This is a genomic window from Streptomyces sp. NPDC005485 (assembly GCF_040606085.1).
GTDB lineage: Bacteria > Actinomycetota > Actinomycetes > Streptomycetales > Streptomycetaceae > Streptomyces.
In genome coordinates this window covers 64,051-79,511 of the sequence record NZ_JBEXDZ010000010.1, presented here as the reverse complement: position 1 = coordinate 79,511, position 15,461 = coordinate 64,051, and the positions used below count along the sequence as shown (strand labels likewise).

Genomic DNA, 15,461 nt, shown 5'->3' with positions numbered 1-15,461 from the left:
GATGTCGATGCCCGGCATCGCGGTCAGGGCCGCCGACACGGGGAGCGGGGCTCGGCGGGCGGCGTTCCACCGCTGGGGACCGTACGGACTCCTGGGCATCGGCGCCCTCGCCGCCGTCGTCTCGGCCGGCGCGGTCGGCATGGCCACGGCCGAGGCGTACGCGGCCACCGTCCTTGTGCTCGCGGCCCTCGCCCTGCAGTTGGTGTGGGACAGGGCGGCCCGGAGCCGGCCGGGCCCGTCCGCGGCCGGCGCCGTCTACTACGGCGTCCGCTGGGCCTTCGGCTTCGCCCTGTGCTGGCTCAACCCGTTCTTCGCCTTCTACGCCGTCACCGGGTACTACGACGTCAGCCGGCTGCTGCGCCCGCGCCTGGTGAAGGCGGGCCTCTTCGCCACGGCCGTCACCATGTCCGGGTCCCAGGTCGGAGGCATGCCCCCGCACGGCTGGGTGATGTGGCTCGGCTTCTGCCTGGTGCTCGGCGTCAACGTCGGCCTGCTCGCCGTCTTCAGCCGCCTGGCCGCCCAGGACGACGAGCACGCCCGCGTCCAGACCTCCACCATCGCCGAACTCGAACGCACCAACGCCGCGTTGCAGCAGGCCCTCGACGAGAACGCCGCACTGCACGCCCAACTCCTCCTCCAGGCAAGGGAGGCCGGGGTCGCCGACGAACGCCGCCGCCTCGCCGCCGAGATCCACGACACCATCGCGCAGGGCCTGACCGGGATCATCGCCCAGCTCCAGGTCGTCGCGGGCACCCCCGACCCGGCCGACGCCCGGGAACACCTGGACCGCGCCGCCGACCTCGCCCGGCACAGCCTCGGCGAGGCCCGCCGCTCCGTACAGAACCTCGCCCCCGTGGCGCTCGCCTCCGACGGCCTGCCCGAGGCGCTCCGCAAGACGGTCGCCGCCTGGGGCGAACGCACCGGCGTCCGCGCCGAGTTCACCGTCACCGGCACGGCCGAACAGCTCCATGACGAGGTCTCCGCGACCCTGCTGCGCATCGCCCAGGAGTCCCTGTCCAACGCCGGGCGGCACGCGGCCGCCACCCGCGCCGGGGTCACCCTGTCCTTCATGGGCGAGGAGGTCCTGCTCGACATCCGCGACGACGGCCGCGGCTTCGACCCGCTCGCCGTCCCCGCACGCACCGGCAGCGGCGGCTTCGGCCTCGACGGCATGCGTGCCCGCGCCGAGCGCATCGCGGGCGCGCTCACCGTCGAGTCGGAACCGGGGCACGGCACGGCGGTGTCGGCTCGCGTACCGTTGGTCCGCCATGACGGATGACCCTGTGATCACCCTGCTCGTCGTAGACGACCATCCCGTCGTACGGGACGGTCTGCGCGGCATGTTCGAGGCCGCGCCCGGATTCCGGGTGCTCGGCGAGGCGTCGAACGGCGTCGAGGCGGTCGAGCGGGCCGCGGCCCTCGACCCGGACGTGGTCCTGATGGACCTGCGCATGCCGGGGGGCGGCGGGGTCGACGCCATCGCCCGGCTGACGCGCACGGGCGCCCGTGCGAAGGTCCTCGTCCTCACCACGTACGACACCGACTCCGACACGATCCCCGCGATCGAGGCGGGCGCCACCGGCTATCTGCTCAAGGACGCCCCGCGCGAGGAGTTGTTCACCGCCGTCCGCGCGGCGGCCCAGGGACGCACCGTCCTCTCCCCGGCAGTCGCCTCCCGGCTGGTCTCCGCGGTCCGCGCTCCCGCGGCTCCCGGCAACGAGTCCCTCTCCGCCCGCGAGCGCGAGGTCCTCGCCCTGGTCGCCAAGGGCACGTCCAACCGCGAGATCGCCCGCGAACTCTTCATCAGCGAGGCGACCGTGAAGACCCATCTCACCCATCTGTACGCGAAGCTGGGCGTCAGCGACCGGGCGGCCGCGGTGGCGGTGGCGTACGAGCGGGGCATCCTGGGCTGATCCGGGAGCCGCTCCCCGCCGCGCTCAGTCCGCCACCCGCAGCAGCAGCACCGCCCGCGCCGGCACCGTGACCGTCGCCCCCGCCCGGTGCACCAGACCCGGCGCCGCCGCCTGTTCCTCCTGAGAGGTGTCGACGACCACCTCGTACCGCTCCGCCCACGGCGGCCCCGGCAGAACGAAGCTGGTCGGCCGGTCCCCGGCGTGCAGGACGGCCAGGAAGCTGTCGTCGAGAATCGGCGCGCCCCGCGCGTCCCGGCCGGGAATGTCCCGCCCGGAGAGGTACATGCCGAGCGTGCCGGCGGGGGCGTACCAGTCCCGCTCCGTCATCTCCGTGCCCCGCGCCGTGAACCACGCCAGGTCCCGCAGCCCGTCCGCCGAGTGGGCCCGCCCCGAGAAGAACGCCCGCCGCCTCAGCACCGGATGACGGTGCCTCAGCTCGATCAGCCGGGCGGTGAGGTCGAACAGGGCACGCCAGCCCGGCTCCTCCAGCAGGCTCCAGTCGACCCAGCTGATCTCGTTGTCCTGGCAGTACGCGTTGTTGCTGCCCCGCTGCGTGCGCCCGAGCTCGTCGCCCGCGACCAGCATCGGCACCCCGGTCGACAGCAACAGAGTCGTCAGCAGGTTGCGCAACTGCCGTCGGCGCAGGGCCCGTACACGCTCGTCGTCCGCCTCGCCCTCGACCCCGCAGTTCCACGACCGGTTGTCGTCCGTGCCGTCCCGGTTGCCCTCCCCGTTCGCCTCGTTGTGCTTGCGCTCGTAGGAGACGAGGTCGCGCAGGGTGAAGCCGTCGTGGGCCGTCACGAAGTTCACCGACGCGTACGGCCGCCGACCGCCCCACGCGTACAGGTCGCTCGACCCCGACAGGCGGTACCCGAGATCCCGTACGTCCGGCAGCGCACCCCGCCAGAAGTCCCGTACGGCATTGCGGTAGCGGTCGTTCCACTCCGTCCACAGCGGTGGGAACGCGCCCACCTGGTAGCCGCCCGAGCCCACGTCCCAGGGCTCCGCGATCAGCTTCACCCGGCGCAGTACCGGATCCTGGGCGATGACGGCGAGGAAGGGGGAGAGCATGTCGACGTCGTGCATCGACCGCGCGAGCGCCGCCGCCAGGTCGAAACGGAAACCGTCGACCCCCATCTCCGTCACCCAGTACCGGAGCGAGTCGGTGATCAGCCGCAGCACGTGCGGCTGGACGACATGCAGGGTGTTGCCGCAGCCCGTGTAGTCCGCGTACCTGCGCGCGTCCGACTGCAGCCGGTAGTAGCCCCGGTTGTCGATGCCGCGCAGCGACAGCATCGGCCCCAACTCCCCGGCCTCCGCCGTGTGGTTGTAGACCACGTCGAGGATGACCTCGATTCCGGCGGCGTGCAGGGCGCGCACCATGCGTTTGAACTCGCCGACCTGCTGGCCGGTCGTCCCGGACGCCGCGTAGGCCGCGTGCGGGGCGAAGTAGCCGATCGAGTTGTAGCCCCAGTAGTTGCGCAGCCCCTTGCGCAACAGATGGTCCTCGTGGGCGAACTGATGCACCGGAAGCAGCTCGACGGCCGTCACACCGAGCCTCACGAGGTGCTCGACGGCCGCCGGATGCGCCAACCCGGCGTAGGTGCCGCGCAGTTCCTCCGGAATCCCCGGGTGCAGCTTGGTGAACCCGCGCACATGCATCTCGTAGATCACCGAGTCCGCCCACGGCGTCTTGGGGCGGCGGTCGTCCGACCAGTCGTCGTCATCGTGCACGACGACACCCTTGGGGACGTACGGCGCGGAGTCCCGGTCGTCGCGCACGGTGTCCGCGACCTGCTGCTGGGGCCAGTCGCGCACATGGCCGTACACCTCGGGCGGCAGACTGAAGTCGCCGTCCACCGCACGGGCGTACGGGTCGAGAAGCAGCTTCGCCGGGTTCCAGCGGGCGCCGGTCCACGGGTCCCAGCGGCCGCGCACCCGGTAGCCGTAGCGCTGCCCCGGCATGCTCCCCGGCACGAAGCCGTGCCAGATCTCGTGCGTCAGCTCGGTCAGCGGAACCCGGCTCTCCACGCCGAGTTCGTCGAAGAGGCACAGCTCCACCGCCTCCGCGCCGCCCGCCCACAGCGCGAAGTTGGTGCCCGCGACGCCGTCGGGGCCGACACGGAAGCGCGCCCCGAGCGGGGTCGGGGCCCCCGGCCACACCGCCACGGACGGCTCCGCAGGGTGCGCGCCGTTCAGCACGGCGGCGGGGCGCGCGGACGCCCCGCCGCCCGGAGCCGACCCTTCCGGGACCGCCTGCTCCGGGACCGCCCCTTCCTGAACTGCCTCCTGCTTGGCTGCGCTCGACACCTGTCAGCCTCCTGCGGCTCGGTGGAACGGCTCGAAGGGGGGCGTACGGCGTCCCGGCCGCGGCTCCCCTTCGCGTCGTCCTCCCCACTGTTCTGCCCAGACCTTGGCTCGCACTCACGTTTCCCCAGAGGTGCATGGTCGTTGGGCCCTGTGTGATGGACGCACAGAGGCGCGCGCGGCGCGCAGGGGCGGCGCTGGCCGCCGCACTGACATGGGCCGCCCTGCTGGCCGGAGCCGCCGGCTGCACGTCGGACGGGATGGACCAGGTACTCGGCAAGCCCCGCGCACCCGAGGACGTCATCCGCGTCTCGCCGGACGACGGCAGCAGGGCCGTACGCCCCGACGAGCGGCTCAGGGTACGGGTGCCCAGCGGCCGCCTGGAGTCCGTGAAGGCGGTGCGGTCCCAGGACGCCCAGGACTCCCCGGTGCCCGGCCGCATCTCCGACGACGGACTCAGCTGGCAGCCCGACGCAGGGCGGCTGGCGCTCGCCGCCAAGTACACCCTCGACGTGGTGGCCCTCGACGGACACGGGCGGCGCTCGGCACGGCACACGACGTTCACGACATACGTCCCGGACGAGCGCTTCATCGGGTACGTGACCCCCGAGAACCGCTCCACCGTCGGCACCGGAATGATCGTTTCACTGGAGTTCAACCGGGAGATCGAGAACCGGGCCGCCGTCGAGCGCGCGATCCACGTGACGGCGAAGCCCGCCGTCGAGATCCTCCCGCACTGGTTCGGCAAGGAGCGCCTGGACTTCCGGCCCGAGACGTACTGGAAGCCCGGCACCGAGGTCACCGTCGGGCTGCGGCTGCGGGACGTGGAGGGCGCGCCCGGGGTCTACGGACTTCAGTACAAGTCCTTCTCGTTCACCGTCGGCCGCAGTCAGGTCTCCCTCGTCGACGCCGCCGCGCACACGATGCAGGTGCGCCGCGACGGCGACCTCCTCGCGACGGTGCCGATCACGGCGGGCGCCCCGAAGACCACCACGTACAACGGGAAGATGGTGGTCACCGAGATGCTGGAAGTGACCCGTATGAACAGCCGCACGGTCGGCTTCGGCGGTGAGTACGACATCCCGGACGTCCCCCACGCGATGCGGCTGACCGACTCCGGGACCTTCCTGCACGGCAACTACTGGGCGCCCAGCAGCTTCGGCAACACCAATGTCAGCCACGGCTGTGTGGGCCTCAAGGACGTCAAGGGCGGCAGCTCGGAGCAGCCCGCGGGCTGGTTCTTCGACCGCAGCCTCATCGGCGACGTCGTCGAGGTGGTCCACAGCAATGACAAAAAGGTCGCTCCCGACAACGGCCTCGGAGGATGGAACATGGGGTGGAAGGAGTGGAAAGCGGGCGGCGCGGTGAAGTAGCCCGACATAGGGGTACGCCCCCGGGGTGAGTCGGGCACGCCCCCACACGGCCCAAGTTGGGACTGAACAGTGACAATCCCGGGGATCCATCGCCGCAGGCCGTGTGATTAATTAGCGCGATACGCGCGGGGGGCCGCGCTGGAGTGCGGGCCTGATCAGGCCGTGCGAGGGGAGAACGACTGTGAACGGGCGACCGATATCGGGGGCGTCGGTTGGCGCACGGGCACGCGGGAGCAAGGGCCTGTCGGCACTGCTTCTCGGAGTGCTGCTGTTCGCCGTGACGGCATGCGGGGGAGGGGACTCGGGTTCCGGGTCCGGATCCGAGGACGGCAAGGGCAAGGATTCCACCAAGGCGGACACCAAGGCCTCGCAGGCCGTCGTGACGATCGCGCCGAAGGACGGCGCCGACGGCGTGAAGACCAGCGGCGCCCTCAAGGTGAGCGCGGCCAAGGGCAAGTTGACCGAGGTCAAGGTCGCGGACACCAAGGGCAACGCGGTGGCCGGGACGATCACGGGCGGGGGCGCGACCTGGACACCCGCGACGCACCTCGCCGCCGCCACCAAGTACAAGGTCCACGCGGTGGCCAAGGACTCCGGCGGCCGTGAGTCCGCCGAGGACTCGGCCTTCACCACGCTGACCCCGAAGAACACCTTCGTCGGCACCTACTCACCCGAGGACGGCTCCAAGGTCGGCGTGGGCATGCCCTTCTCGATCCGCTTCACGCGCGGCATCACGCACCCCGCGGACGTCGAGAAGGCCATCGAGATCAAGACGGTGCCCGCGGTCGACGTGCAGGGCCACTGGTTCGGCAACGACCGCCTCGACTTCCGCCCGGAGCAGTACTGGAAGGCCGGTACGAAGGTCACCGTCAAGCTCAACCTCGACGGCGTCGAGGGCCGCCCCGGCGTCTACGGCAAGCAGGCCAAGACCGTGACGTTCACCATCGGCCGCAGCCAGGTCTCCACCGTCGACGTCAAGACCCACAAGATGGTCGTCAAGCGCGACGGCAAGGTCTACAAGACCATCCCGATCACCACCGGCAAGCCGGGCTACGACACCTGGAACGGCCAGATGGTCATCAGCGAGCGCCTCCGGGTGACCCGCATGAACGGCGAGACGGTCGGCTACGGCGGCGAGTACGACATCAAGGACGTCCCCGACGCCCAGCGCCTGACCGACTCCGGCACCTTCATCCACGGCAACTACTGGGGCGGCGACGCCTTCGGCAACTACAACGCCAGCCACGGCTGCGTAGGCCTGCGCGACACCCGCGGCGGCGGCGACCGCAACGCGCCCGCGGCCTGGTTCTTCGACCACTCCATCACCGGCGACGTGGTCATCGTGAAGCACTCCAACGACAAGACCGTCGCACCGGACAACGGCCTCAACGGCTGGAACATGTCCTGGGCGGACTGGACTGCGTAGGGCTTCGCCCCTTCTCGGCTCGCGGGCCCGGTGCCGCTCTCACCTCTGTGAGCAACGGCACCGGGCCCGCTCCCGTTAATCCCCGTTAACCTGCCAGCATGACTGTGCATCTCGAAGTGGCAGAAGGCGTCGGAACGATCCGCCTGGACCGCCCTCCCATGAACGCGCTGGACGTCGCCACGCAGGACCGGCTCAAGGAGCTCGCCGAGGAGGCCACGCGCCGCGAGGACGTGCGCGCCGTGGTGATCTACGGCGGGGAGAAGGTGTTCGCGGCGGGCGCGGACATCAAGGAGATGCAGGCCATGGACCACGCGGCCATGATCGTACGGTCCCGGGCGCTGCAGGAGTCCTTCACCGCTGTCGCCCGCATCCCGAAGCCGGTCGTCGCCGCCGTCACCGGCTACGCGCTCGGCGGGGGCTGCGAGTTGGCGCTGTGCGCCGACATCCGCATCGCCGCGGACAACGCGAAGCTCGGGCAGCCGGAGATCCTGCTCGGTCTGATCCCCGGCGCGGGCGGCACCCAGCGCCTCTCCCGGCTGATCGGCCCCTCCAAGGCCAAGGACCTGATCTTCACCGGCCGGATGGTGAAGGCCGACGAGGCACTGGCGCTCGGACTCGTCGACCGGGTGGTACCGGCCGACGAGGTGTACGCACAGGCGCACGCCTGGGCCGCGAGGCTCGCGCAGGGACCGGCGCTCGCGCTGCGCGCCGCCAAGGAGTCGATCGACGTGGGCCTGGAGACGGACATCGAGACCGGCCTCGCCGTCGAACGGAACTGGTTCGCGGGGCTGTTCGCGACCGAGGACCGCGAGCGCGGGATGCGCAGCTTCGTGGAGGAGGGCCCGGGCAAGGCCAAGTTCCTCTGAGCCCGGCCGAGCCCGCCCGTACCCGTCCCTGAAACACGCGGCGAGAGTACGGAAATTCACTCCTCAACTTCTGCTGATCCACTTGCAGTTGACGCGATGTCTCACCCGACGTCCCTCGAAGGGGCGGTTTATGGGAGCCTTAAGGCAACCTTAAGCCTGCCCCTTCGTGGAGGGTTGGCGATTGCCTCAACTGGCCCGTAATGGCAGGTCAAATGGTGTGCAGCAGCAATCGTATTACCGCTGGCATATGACAATCGGACCTTGCGGAATGGTGGCTTCCGGGGGGCGTATTCCTTCGGAACGGCCCCGAAGAGCCCTTTGGACGGCCATGATGGGGGCATGGCGGGGCCGGAGGGTATCGAACAGCCGCGGCGGCACGGGAGTGCGACCGCGGCGCGCTGGTCGCCTGCGGTCGAGGACGAACAGGCGCTGAAGGCGCTGGAGTTGTTCGGCAACCCGACGGAGGCCGAAGTGCCGTTGCCGTCCCGCCCCGAATCCGCGGCCACCGCACGCCGGCTCACCCAGGTGATCGTCCTGCGTCACTGGGGGCTCTCGCCGAAGATGACCGAGGACGCCGTGTTGCTCGTCTCCGAGCTCGTCGGCAACGCCGTACGGCACACGGGCGCCCGCGTGTTCGGCCTCCGGATGCGGCGCCGGCGCGGCTGGATCCGCATCGAGGTCCGCGACCCCTCCCGCGGGCTCCCCTGTCTGATGCCGGTCCAGGAGATGGACCTGAGCGGCCGAGGCCTCTTCCTCGTGGACAAACTCTCCGACCGCTGGGGCGTGGACCTCCTCCCGCGAGGCAAGACCACATGGTTCGAAATGCGAGTGGCCGACCGCTGACGGTCAGGCCCCCGCTCCCCGGCCCCCATGCACCCGCGGCCGCGCACGCGCGGACCCGACCCACAACGCACCCGTACCGGGCCCGCGCCCCCAGGGCGGCGCCGTCCCCACCCGCCCCGGCCAACGACCCGCCCCCTCCGCCAAACAGGTAAATAGCCGGATTTCGCATGAAACCCCCCTTAAATGGGGCAGGTGACCACCACCGACCGCCGCTCGGCCCTGCGCGCGAGCGCCGGATTCGCCGCAGCCGGAGCCCTGGGCACCGGCTGCACGGCGGCCGGTGCCGCCGCCCACCCGGCAGCCACCCGGCCCCACCCCCCGCACAAGCCGCTCGCAGCACCCGCCCCGACCCCCCGCCGCTTCGCGGCGCAACCCGTCGAGATCGCCCACGGCCCCCGCACCCGCCCCCTAGTGGCCCTCACCTTCCACGGCCAGGGCGACCCCGCCATCGCCCGGACGCTGCTGAGCGAGGCCGAGAAGGCCGGAGCCCGGGTCACCGTGCTCGCCGTCGGCAGCTGGCTGGACGAGCACCCGGACGTGGCCCGCCGGATCCTCGACGGCGGCCATGACCTCGGCAACCACACCCTGCGCCACCTCGACATCAACGCGATGTCGGAGGCGGACGCGGACGCGGAGATCCGCGGATGCGCGGAGCGCCTGCGCCGTCTCACCGGGTCGATCGGCACCTGGTTCAGACCCTCGCGCACCCCGCGTGCCTCACCGCTCGTTGAACGGCTGGCCGGCCGCGTGGGATACCCGCACGTCCTGTCGTACGACGTCGACTCGCTCGACTTCACCTCGCCGGGTGCCCCCGCCGTCACCCGCAAGGTCATCGGCGAGATCCGCAACGGGTCGGTGGTGAGCCTGCACTTCGGGTACGCGGACACGGTCGCCGCGCTGCCCGCCGTCCTGGAAGAACTCGACCGCCGCGGCCTGCGCGCGGTGACGACCACGGAGCTGCTGAGCTGATGCACCGCAACCAGAACCGCACCCTGATCGTGAGCCTCGCCCTCGTGGCCGCGGCCGCCCTCGCAGGCTGCGGCGGCGACTCCAAGGGATCCCGCGCCAACGAGGCCCTGGGCACGAAACCCGCCGCACGCCAGCCCGCCCAGCCGGAGAAGAAGAAGATCCAGGGCCTGCCCGGAATGCCCCCGGTGCTGGACCCGACGGACGTCTACGCCGCCGACCGCCCGGATCAACTCGCCCCGGCGGTAAGGGACTTCCCCTCCCGGGTCTACGTCCCCAACACCAACTCCAACACGGTCTCGGTCATCGACCCGAAGACGTACGAGGTCATCGAGACGATCCCGGTCGGTGCGCAGCCCCAACACGTCGTCCCCTCCTGGGACATGAAGACGCTGTGGGTCAACAACGACAAGGGCAACACGCTCACGCCCATCGACCCGATGACCGGCAAGGCGGGCAAGACGGTCGACGTGCACGACCCGTACAACCTCTACTTCACGCCCAACGGCAAGTACGCGATCGTGATGGCCTCACTCGACCGCGAGCTGGTCTTCCGCGACGCGCACACCATGAAGCGCGCGAAGACCGTGCCGGTCAGCTGCTACGGCGTCAACCACGCCGACTTCTCCCTCGACGGCAAGTACTTCATCGTGTCCTGCGAGTTCAGCGGAGAGCTGCTGAAGGTCGACACGGAGAAGATGGAGATCGTCGGCCAGCAGAAACTGCCCTTCGAGGGGGCCATGCCGCAGGACGTGAAGGTCTCCCCGGACGGCAAGCGGTTCTACATCGCCGACATGATGGCCGACGGCATGTGGGTCCTGGACGGCGACAAGTTCACCCAGCCGACCCTGCTGCCCACCGGCAAGGGCACCCACGGCCTGTACGTCAGCCGCGACTCCCGCGAGATGTACATCTCCAACCGCGGTGAAGGCACCATCTCCATCTTCGACTTCACCCAGAACAAGCTGACCAAGAAGTGGTACCTCCCCGACGGCGGCAGCCCCGACATGGGCGGCGTCTCGGCCGACGGCAAGGTGCTGTGGCTGTCAGGCCGCTACAACTCCGAGGTGTACGCCATCGACACCCGCACCGGCGTCCAGCTCGCCCGGATCAAGGTCGGCAGCGGCCCGCACGGCCTCGCCGTGTACCCGCAGCCCGGCCGCTACTCGCTCGGGCACACCGGCATCTTCCGCTGAGACGAAGGCGGTTCGGGACACGCCGCCGTACGGGTGATGATCCACGGCCCGCCCCCGCAGAGACGAGATCGTGCTCTCCATGATCACAACTCATCTGCGGCGGCGGGCCGCTGCCGTAGTCCTGTCCCTCTCGGCCGTCTTCGCGACCTCGGCGGCGACCCTCCCCGCCGCACCCGTCGCCCTCGCGTCCACCCGGGCCGCCGCACCCTCCTGTCCGCAGTTCGACGACCCCGTCAAGGCGGCCGCCGACCGCCGCGTCGACGTCGGCCGCATCACGCCCGAGCCCGTCTGGCGCAAGACCTGCGGCACGCTCTACCGCAGCGACAGCCGTGGCCCGGCGACCGTCTTCGAGCAGGGCTTCCATCCGAAGGACGTGATCGACGGGCAGTACGACGTCGAGCAGTACGTCCTGGTCAACCAGCCCTCCCCGTACGTCTCGACGAGTTACGACCACGACCTGTACAAGACCTGGTACAAGTCGGGCTTCAACTACTACATCGACGCCCCCGGCGGCGTGGACGTCAACAAGACCATCGGCGACACCCACAGGTGGGCCGACCAGGTCGAGGTCGCCTTCCCCGGCGGCATCGCGCGGCAGTACGTCATCGGCGTCTGCCCGGTCGACAAGAAGACCAAGACCGAGATCATGAGCGACTGCGAGAGCAACCCGTACTACGAGCCGTGGCACTGACGTCTACCGAGCGATGAGCAGTGCCTCCGCGCCCACCGGCCGGTAACCCGCTGCCTGGAACGCCCGCATACTGCGGGCGTTCCCCGGCGAGACCTGCGCCCACAGCGGCTCGGCCACGAGATGCCGGGCGGCGCTCACCAGCCGCCGCCCCAGCCCCCGCTGCCGTACGTCCTCGTCCACCTCGACCGAGACCTCGAGGCGCCCGGCGATCCCGCGCCCCGTCACCAGTACGCCGCCGTCCGCCGTCCATGCGCGCACCTCGTCCCGGCGCCCGCGGGCGTAGCCGATGCGGGGATGGCCGGCGTCCTCGATCTCGGTCAGCGCGAGCGGCGGCTCACCCGGCAGCGGGGAGCCGACCAGGACCGCGTCGATGGTCTCCGCCGTACGTCCCGTCCGGTCCATGAAGGCGGCCAGGAAGCGCGGGTTCATGGTCGCGGCGAGGGCGTCGCAGTCCAGTGCGCGCAGCGTCTCGCGGACCCAGTGCGGATCCTCGTCCGTGAAGACGACGGAGTGCGCCGTGAAGGACAGCACGCCGGCGTCCCGTCGGCAGGCCTGCGGGACGACGGTCGTACCGCCGTCCGCGGGCGGGAAGTCGCCCCGGGCGGCCGCGTCGAGAATGTCCCGCAGGGTTGGTGCCACTACACGCTCCTTGGGTTCCCGCCCGATGCCACCCACGAAAGGCCCGGGCTCGGGGGCATGCCGGGGGTGCGTGGGTGGTCGCCGCGCTGCGTGCGCGGGCGGACCGTTAATCTGACCTCCGTCAGTAGGGCCGTACGGCCTGGCATCAGTGCACCATGAAGGGGCGGATCCGGTGGCGGACATCGAGGAAGCACGCAAGCAGTTCGAGCGGATCGACACGGACGGCGACGGGTCCATCACGGCCGCCGAGTTCAAGACCGCCCTCGCCCAGGGCGGCGACTGGAACGTCACCGAGTCGGTGGCCGAGGCCATCATCGCCAACCGCGACCTCAACGGCGACAAGGTCCTGTCGTTCGACGAGTTCTGGGCGCACCTCAACAAGTGACCCGCCCACGAGGGGGCGCCGACCGGACTCCGGTGGGCGCCCCCTCGGCACACCCGGCGACGCCGCTCAGGAGGCCTGCTTCCGGTACCGGCCCGGCGGCACCCCGTACTCCCGCTTGAAGGCCTTGGCGAAGGCGAACTCCGATGTGTAGCCCGTGCGTTGGGCGACGAGACGGAGGGGAATGTCGTCCTCGCGGAGCAGCCGCCCGGCGGTGATCATGCGCCACCAGGTGAGGTAGGTCAGCGGGGGCTCGCCCACCAGGGCCGCGAAGCGGCGGGCGAAGGCCGCGCGGGAGAGGCCGCCGCGGGCGCCGAGTTCCTCGACCGTCCAGGGGCGGGACGGGTCGCCGTGCAGCGCGCGGAGTGCGGCCGCGACGGGCGGGTCGGCGAGGGCGGCCGACCAGCCGGTGGGGTGCCCGCCGCCGTGCCGCTCGCGCTGCCACCAGGCGCGCAGGATGTACAGGAGGAGGGTGTCCAGCAGGGACGTGACGATGGTGTCGGAGCCCGGCTGCGGCTCCTCCAGCTCCATGCCGAGAAGCTCGACGGCCGCCCGCAGCGAGCGGTGCGTGCCGATGCGGGTGGGGAGGTGGACGACCTCCGGCAGCTCGGAGAGGAGGGGGTGGGCGCGATGCCGGTCGAGTTGGTAGGCGCCGCACAGCATGACGGTCACCGGGCCCGATCCGTTCTCGGTGGACGGCGGTCCTGGCCAGCGGCCGTCAGGCCCGAGCCGTACCTCCTCCAGCGGGACGTCGAGACCGCTGGCCAGAGCATGGCCCCGCCCGTGCGCCATGAACACCACGTCACCGGGTCCGACCGCCACCGGCTCGCCCTCCGCAGGGATCAGCCACGCCGACCCCTGCAGCACCACATGGAACCCGGCCCCCTCCGAGGCCTCGAAACGCATCCCCCAGGGCGCGTGTCTGTCCCGGCGCGAGGAGTGCGGGCGTCCGGTGCGCATCGCGGCGATGGCGTCGCTGAGTACGTCCATGCCCGTACCGTAGCGCGCCGACTCCCGGGTGAGACGTACGGACAGGAAAGGGAGACAGGCAGGCATGGTCCGTCTCACGCGTGGCTCCTACCGTCGACGGCATGACTTCAACTACCGCACGTGCAGTGCTCTTTCACGAGATCGGCGGCCCGGACGTCCTGAAGGTCGAGGACGTCGAGCTGCCCGCACCCGGCCCCGGTGAACTCCTCGTCCGAGTCGAGGCGTTGGGGCTCAACCGCGCCGAAGCCCTTTACCGGGCCGGGACTTACTACTACCAGCCGACCCTGCCCGCCTCACGCAACGGCTACGAGGCCGCCGGCACCGTCGAGGCGGTCGGCGAGGGCGTGACCGCCTTCGCACCGGGCGACCCCGTGATGGCGGCTGCCAACTTCGAACTCAGCGCCCACGGCGTGTACGGCGACCGGATCCTGCTGGACGAGAGCGCCGTCGTGTCCCGGCCCGCCGGAGTCGACGCCGTCACCGCGGCCGCCGTCTGGGTCACCTACTCCACCGCGTACGGCGCCCTGCTGCGGACGGCGAGCGTGCAGCCCGGCGACCGGGTGCTGGTCACCGGCGCGTCCAGCGGTGTCGGCACCGCCGCCCTCCAGGTGGTCCGCCGGTCCGGCGCGATCCCGATCGCCACCACCCGCACCGACGACAAACGCCGACGCCTGCTCGACCTCGGTGCGGAGCAGGTGATCGTGACCGAGCAAGAGGACGTCGTGAAGGAGGCGAAGCGGCTGACGGCCGGCCGGGGCGTCGACATCGTCCTCGACGCGATCGGCGGCCCCGGCTTCGCCGCGCTGGGCGACGCCGTCGTCCCCGACGGCACCCTGATCAGCTACGGCTGGCTCTCCGAGAAGCCCACCCTGCTGCCCATGAACTGGCCGCTCACCGTCCACGGCTACGCCAACCCGAACGTCTCCAGGACCGTCGAGGGCCGCCGCCGTGCCGCGCACTACATCAACTCGGGACTGGCCGACGGCACCCTGCGCCCGGTGATCGCCGAGGTCTTCGACGGTCTCGACGCCATCCGTGACGCCCACCGCCTGATGGAGTCGAACACGCACACAGGCAAGATCGTGGTGCGGATCTGAGGACCGTCACCCGTTCGCCGGGCGGCGTGGAATACGTCGTACGCCTCCGAGGTTGATGCCGCCATCAGGCGTATGCACATGCATCAATCGCGGAAGGGTCTGTCATGAAGATCGGCATCATCGGAGCGGGCAACATCGGCGGCAACCTGGCCCGGCGGTTCACCGCCGTCGGTCACGAGGTCTCCATCGCCAACTCGCGTGGCCCTGCGACCCTCACCGCGCTCGCCGAGGAGACCGGGGCGAGCGCCGTGCCGGTCGAGGAGGCCGCGCGCGGCGCCGAGATCGTCGTCGTCACGATCCCGCTGAAGGCTGTGCCGGGCCTGCCGGACGGCATCCTCGACGGGGCCGCCGAGGGATTCGCCGTCATCGACACCGGCAACTACTACCCGCAGCAGCGGGACGGCCGGATCGACGCGATCGAGGACGACGGCCTGACCGAGAGCCGCTGGACCGCCCAGCAGATCGGCCACACCGTGATCAAGGCGTTCAACGGCACCTACGCCCAGGACCTCCTGGACCGCCCGCGCCCGGCCGGCGCCCCCGACCGCCTGGCCCTCCCCGTCGCGGGCGACGACGCGGCCGCCAAGCAGCGCGTGCGGGACCTGATCGACGAGATCGGCTTCGACACGGTCGACTCCGGCGGCCTCGACGACTCCTGGCGCCAGCAGCCGGGTACGCCGGTGTACGGCCTTCAGGAGGGCGTCGACGCGGTCACCAAGGCGCTGGCCGAGGCACCGAAGGAGCGCCCGGCGGACTTCAAGGGCTGAGGGTC

The 15,461-nt window shown here is 71.0% G+C and carries 15 protein-coding genes; 12 read left to right on the top strand and 3 right to left on the bottom strand.

Translation table 11 applies throughout. The features are described from left to right. Window positions 1–7: 7 nt before the first annotated feature. On the top strand, window positions 8–1,279 hold the full coding sequence (locus tag ABZS97_RS06165) for a sensor histidine kinase (RefSeq protein ID WP_356134141.1): 1,272 nt from the start codon (window positions 8–10) through the stop codon (window positions 1,277–1,279). Then, window positions 1,269–1,913, top strand: a complete 645-nt coding sequence (locus ABZS97_RS06160) for a response regulator transcription factor (protein ID WP_356134112.1) — start codon at window positions 1,269–1,271, stop codon at window positions 1,911–1,913. Before ABZS97_RS06165 ends, ABZS97_RS06160 begins: the two co-directional genes overlap by 11 nt. Window positions 1,914–1,937: 24 nt before the next feature. Here ABZS97_RS06160 and glgX read toward each other — a convergent pair whose 3' ends face one another. Then, window positions 1,938–4,223 carry a glycogen debranching protein GlgX gene (gene glgX, locus ABZS97_RS06155; protein WP_356134110.1) on the bottom strand — a complete coding sequence of 762 codons (2,286 nt, stop codon included), beginning with the start codon at window positions 4,221–4,223 and terminating at the stop codon, window positions 1,938–1,940. Between the two features lie 155 nt (window positions 4,224–4,378). On the opposite strand from glgX, the gene ABZS97_RS06150 reads away from it, so the two are divergent. From ABZS97_RS06150 to ABZS97_RS06120, 7 genes are all read left to right on the top strand, one after another. Next, window positions 4,379–5,593, top strand: coding sequence for an Ig-like domain-containing protein (locus ABZS97_RS06150; RefSeq protein WP_356134108.1), 1,215 nt, complete (start codon window positions 4,379–4,381; stop codon window positions 5,591–5,593). A 181-nt stretch (window positions 5,594–5,774) separates the two neighbouring features. After that, the gene (locus ABZS97_RS06145; protein ID WP_356134106.1) at window positions 5,775–7,019 is read left to right on the top strand and encodes an Ig-like domain-containing protein; all 1,245 of its coding nucleotides are present in this window, start codon (window positions 5,775–5,777) and stop codon (window positions 7,017–7,019) included. A 98-nt stretch (window positions 7,020–7,117) separates the two neighbouring features. After that, the gene (locus tag ABZS97_RS06140; RefSeq protein ID WP_356134104.1) at window positions 7,118–7,885 is read left to right on the top strand and encodes an enoyl-CoA hydratase-related protein; all 768 of its coding nucleotides are present in this window, start codon (window positions 7,118–7,120) and stop codon (window positions 7,883–7,885) included. 339 nt (window positions 7,886–8,224) lie between these two features. Further along, window positions 8,225–8,728 (top strand): ATP-binding protein, encoded by a 504-nt coding sequence (locus tag ABZS97_RS06135; RefSeq protein WP_356134101.1) that lies wholly within the window; start codon window positions 8,225–8,227, stop codon window positions 8,726–8,728. Window positions 8,729–8,911: 183 nt separating this feature from the next. Further along, window positions 8,912–9,697, top strand: coding sequence for a polysaccharide deacetylase family protein (locus tag ABZS97_RS06130; RefSeq protein ID WP_356134099.1), 786 nt, complete (start codon window positions 8,912–8,914; stop codon window positions 9,695–9,697). After that, window positions 9,697–10,890, top strand: a complete 1,194-nt coding sequence (locus ABZS97_RS06125) for a YncE family protein (RefSeq protein WP_356134097.1) — start codon at window positions 9,697–9,699, stop codon at window positions 10,888–10,890. The genes ABZS97_RS06130 and ABZS97_RS06125 overlap by 1 nt, the downstream gene beginning before the upstream one ends. A 79-nt stretch (window positions 10,891–10,969) precedes the next feature. Next, window positions 10,970–11,581 carry an ADP-ribosyltransferase gene (locus ABZS97_RS06120; protein ID WP_356134095.1) on the top strand — a complete coding sequence of 204 codons (612 nt, stop codon included), beginning with the start codon at window positions 10,970–10,972 and terminating at the stop codon, window positions 11,579–11,581. 3 nt (window positions 11,582–11,584) lie between these two features. On the opposite strand, the gene ABZS97_RS06115 is transcribed toward ABZS97_RS06120, so the two are convergent. Further along, window positions 11,585–12,220 (bottom strand): GNAT family N-acetyltransferase, encoded by a 636-nt coding sequence (locus tag ABZS97_RS06115; RefSeq protein ID WP_356134093.1) that lies wholly within the window; start codon window positions 12,218–12,220, stop codon window positions 11,585–11,587. Between the two features lie 172 nt (window positions 12,221–12,392). Between ABZS97_RS06115 and ABZS97_RS06110 the strand changes: the two genes are divergently transcribed. After that, on the top strand, window positions 12,393–12,605 hold the full coding sequence (locus ABZS97_RS06110; protein WP_356134091.1) for an EF-hand domain-containing protein: 213 nt from the start codon (window positions 12,393–12,395) through the stop codon (window positions 12,603–12,605). 66 nt (window positions 12,606–12,671) lie between these two features. Here ABZS97_RS06110 and ABZS97_RS06105 read toward each other — a convergent pair whose 3' ends face one another. Then, entirely contained in the window at window positions 12,672–13,592 is a 921-nt protein-coding gene (locus ABZS97_RS06105; RefSeq protein WP_356134089.1) for an AraC family transcriptional regulator, read from the bottom strand. 101 nt (window positions 13,593–13,693) lie between these two features. Between ABZS97_RS06105 and ABZS97_RS06100 the strand changes: the two genes are divergently transcribed. Together ABZS97_RS06100 and ABZS97_RS06095 are read left to right on the top strand one after the other, a co-directional pair. Continuing rightward, window positions 13,694–14,689, top strand: coding sequence for a zinc-dependent alcohol dehydrogenase family protein (locus ABZS97_RS06100; protein ID WP_356134087.1), 996 nt, complete (start codon window positions 13,694–13,696; stop codon window positions 14,687–14,689). 86 nt (window positions 14,690–14,775) lie between these two features. Continuing rightward, window positions 14,776–15,456, top strand: coding sequence for an NAD(P)-binding domain-containing protein (locus ABZS97_RS06095; RefSeq protein ID WP_356134139.1), 681 nt, complete (start codon window positions 14,776–14,778; stop codon window positions 15,454–15,456). Window positions 15,457–15,461: the final 5 nt, after the last annotated feature.